The sequence below is a fragment of the Protofrankia sp. Cr1 genome, assembly GCF_963555865.1.
Taxonomy (GTDB): domain Bacteria; phylum Actinomycetota; class Actinomycetes; order Frankiales; family Frankiaceae; genus Protofrankia.
Map to the genome: position 1 here is coordinate 15,509 of NZ_CAUVXO010000002.1, position 3,437 is coordinate 18,945.

General features: G+C 67.2%; 3 protein-coding genes. 1 reads left to right on the forward strand and 2 read right to left on the reverse strand.

Annotation, left to right across the window (positions count from 1 at the left end; genetic code table 11):
* Positions 1–572 (forward strand): YgfZ/GcvT domain-containing protein (locus U9980_RS00670; RefSeq protein WP_416210096.1); only part of this gene is annotated, 572 nt, incomplete at its 5' end.
* Positions 573–641: 69 nt separating this feature from the next.
* On the opposite strand, the gene U9980_RS00675 is transcribed toward U9980_RS00670, so the two are convergent.
* Together U9980_RS00675 and U9980_RS00680 are read right to left on the reverse strand one after the other, a co-directional pair.
* The gene (locus U9980_RS00675; RefSeq protein WP_322754011.1) at positions 642–1,994 is read right to left on the reverse strand and encodes a transcriptional regulator; all 1,353 of its coding nucleotides are present in this window, start codon (positions 1,992–1,994) and stop codon (positions 642–644) included.
* 401 nt (positions 1,995–2,395) lie between these two features.
* Positions 2,396–3,437 (reverse strand): ABC transporter ATP-binding protein (locus U9980_RS00680; RefSeq protein ID WP_322766227.1); only part of this gene is annotated, 1,042 nt, incomplete at its 5' end.

Consider the following 3,437-nt stretch of genomic DNA (forward strand, 5'->3'; position numbering starts at 1 on the left):
ATCCGGATGTGGCCGGGACGCTCGTCCGTGCGATGCCCCACGGTGTCGACCTGTTGATCCCGCGACGGGAGCTGACCGCGACGGTCGAACGGTTGCAGTCAACCGGAGTGACGCTGGCCGGCGTGTCCACGTTCGAAGCGCTGCGGGTCGCCGACCGTCGGCCTCGCCTGGGCACCGACACGGACCACCGGACGATCCCGCACGAAGTCGGCTGGCTGTCCACGGCCGTCCATCTCAACAAGGGGTGCTACCGGGGCCAGGAAACCGTCGCCCGGGTACACAACCTGGGGCGCCCGCCGCGGCGCATGGTGCTGCTGCACCTCGACGGCAGCACGGTCACCCGAGGCATACCGGTAACTGTCGATGGTCGGGTGGTGGGGTTCGTCGGCACCTCAGCCATGCACGCAGAGCTCGGTCCGGTTGCGCTGGCCCTCGTCAAGCGCAACGTCGCAGACGACGCCGCACTTGTGCTCAACGATCCGGAGACAGGCGAAGTCGCTGCGTCCATCGACCCGGCCAGCGGGCCGCAGCAGCCGGTCCGTCCGGCAGGTCGGCCTACCGGTACAGGTTAAGAGCGACCAGCCTGACTACCCGCCCTGTTGCTAGTCACTCTCAGTGACTAGCAACCTACCCGGTCGGGTTCAGGCCGGACGGACGGCGAGAAGCTGATCTACCTCACGTACCTGCGGATCGGAGGCATATCGACGCAGACGCCGACGCACATCCTCGGCCCGCCGCCCGTTGCGCTGCGACCGGGTGGCTTCCAGTAGCGGCGCGACCTCGCGGACCAACGTGCAGCCGTAGTCGAGGTTACCCAGATCGATCTGAACAGCTGCATAGCGTAGCAGATAGGTGGCGTGATCGCGGGCGTGGACGGCAGGATGCAGGGCCAGCGCCTGGGACAGCCACCGGTCGGCCTGAGGCAGCCGGCCGAGGTCGATGTAGCAGATTCCGATCTGTGCGGCGTACGACCCCTCGTCGAACATCCCCGCCCAGGCCGGGTCCTGCGGGGTCGCCCGTTCGAAAGCGGCCTCACAGCGCACGAGCGCCCGGGAGCATTCGCCCGGCTCCCCCAATGCCGCATAGGCGCGCGCAAGCCTCATCTGGAACATCGCGCCCGCCCGTCCGCTGATGCCGCCGCTACTGGCGACCGCTGCATTCGCCAGCTCCACTGCCTCCCGCGGGCGGTCGAAGTCAACGCACTGCAGCGACATGTTTTTCATGATGTTCGCGCCGACCAGGCGGTCCCCGGCTGCATGGGCGGCGTGCAGGGCCGCAATCCAGTACCGCTGGGCGCTGGTGTGGTAGCCGGCGTCGAACGACGCCCAGCCCGCCACCCGGGCAAGTTCGGCCGCCAGCAGCTGGAGCCGTTCCCCGATCTTCTCCGTGTACGAACCCCGCGCCAGCAGATCGGTGACCACGCCGAGTTCAGCGTCCACCAGCCGCCGGACACTTTCACCACCAAGCCGATCGTCCATCAGACGTAACCCGGGGATGTTGTGTTCGATGCGGTTGACGATCTGCGCGTCCACCGGCCCGCCGCCCAGCGCCGCAGCGAGCCGGGAAGGCTCGAGGTTCAACCACTCGCCGGCCAGGGCAGCCACGCCGGCTCCGGTGATGGTCAGAAATCCACGACGGTCAGTCAGGGCGTCCTCGACAACATCAATCATGGACGTCAGGCTGCCCGCGCCGCTCCAGGGGTAGTCGGTACGTACAACATCACCGGTCGGCAGCCAGGCGGGCCATGGATGGGCCTCGACCTTCTCCGACGGGACGCCGAGTTCGGCGGCGAGAGCGAGCTGTGACACCCGATCGGGCACCACGCCGCGGTGTTCCCAACGCCAGACCTTCTGGCGCTCCGCCGCCATGTTGGCCACCCCCAGGTCGCGCGCTCGACGCGCCACCACCCGGGCCAGCCTCTGGTAGGACCAGCCACGCTGCGCTCGGACGAACGCGAGCGGGTGGGTGCAGGCACCGGCACCGTCGGTCAACATCATCCGTCTCCTTCGAGTCGCAATTGGTGAGCAGTGAACAACAGTAGGTGGCACGGCCTCTTTCGTACAGTGACTACTTCGGCGCGATGCGTGCACACGGGTCACTTGAAGGCAACATGACGCGCACAACCACGCCGAATGCACGGTGTTCGCAACATTGACCGCATCTACACCCCATCAAGCCTCTGATACCACCGCCATCCGCCCAACAGCTTGCTATCAAGCAAGCGATCAAAAAGATCGTACCGTCACTCTTGGACGGTGGCGGAGCGTGGACTACAACGAGATCACACGCATTGTGCCTCACTGATCGCTCAATGCAGGCGGTCGCCGAACTGCACACAAGCACCCAGAACCGGATATACTGCACAATCACGATATGAACGCGCCGACTACCGCGGTCAGGACGACAGGAGGCACCCATCCTGGTCGAAGAAAATCAACGACTCGAACGATGCGCCAAGCGTCACCTGTTTGCCACCGGGAGTCAGGTGATCGGCGCCGAGCCGGACGGCGAGCATGCCGGCCTCGGTCCGGACGTACACCGAACGATCCGCGCCGAGGCGTTCGACCACGACCACCTCGCCGCCGATCCGGAAGGCGTCTTCCCGACCCGTGGCGCTACCGGCGCGATCCCCAGCCTCGCCCGGCCCGGCCAGGTGCAGATGCTCCGGCCTGACACCCACCGCCACCGCACCGGCCGGCGCGGGAACGACAAAACCCCTGCCGCGCAGCGTTGCGTCCACCCAGGTGCCATCGCAGACATTCATCGGCGGGCCACCGACGAAGGTGGCAACGAACCGCGTGGCCGGCCGGTCATAGATCTCGTCCGGAGTGCCGATCTGCTCGAGGCGTCCACGATTGAGTACGGCGACCCGATCACCAACCGCCATGGCTTCGGCCTGGTCATGGGTGACGAACAGCGCGGTCGACCCCAGGCCACGCAGCAGGGCCACGATCTCCACCCGAAGCTCAACCCGCAGTTGCGCGTCAAGCCCCGACATGGGTTCGTCGAGCAGGACGACCTTCGCCCGGGTGGCCAACGCCCGCCCGATGGCAACCCGCTGCCGCTGGCCGCCTGACAACCGTGCCGGCCGACGGCCCGCCAGATCGCCGATGGTAAGCATCTCCAACGTTTCGCGGGCCCGCGCCCGGGCCGCCGACTTCGACATCCCGCGCCCGTACCTCAGCGCCAGCACGAGGTTGTCAAGCGCGGTCAGGTGCGGGTAGAGCGCAAAATGCTGAAACACCATCGAGGCGTCGCGCTGGTGCGGTGCGACACCACGCTGGCTGATGCCGCCAAACCGCAGGTCACCGGCGGTCGGCGCCTCAAGACCGGCGCAGATCCGCAGCAGCGTCGACTTCCCGGATCCAGATGGCCCGAGTAGGGCCACGATCTCCCCCGGCTCCACTGACAGGCTCACTGCGTCGAGCGCACGGACG

What these genes read in the sequence shown, in the direction of transcription:
- U9980_RS00675 (WP_322754011.1), bottom strand. Translation starts at nt 1,994, where the DNA reads ATGTTGACCGACGGTGCCGGTGCCTGCACCCACCCGCTCGCGTTCGTC.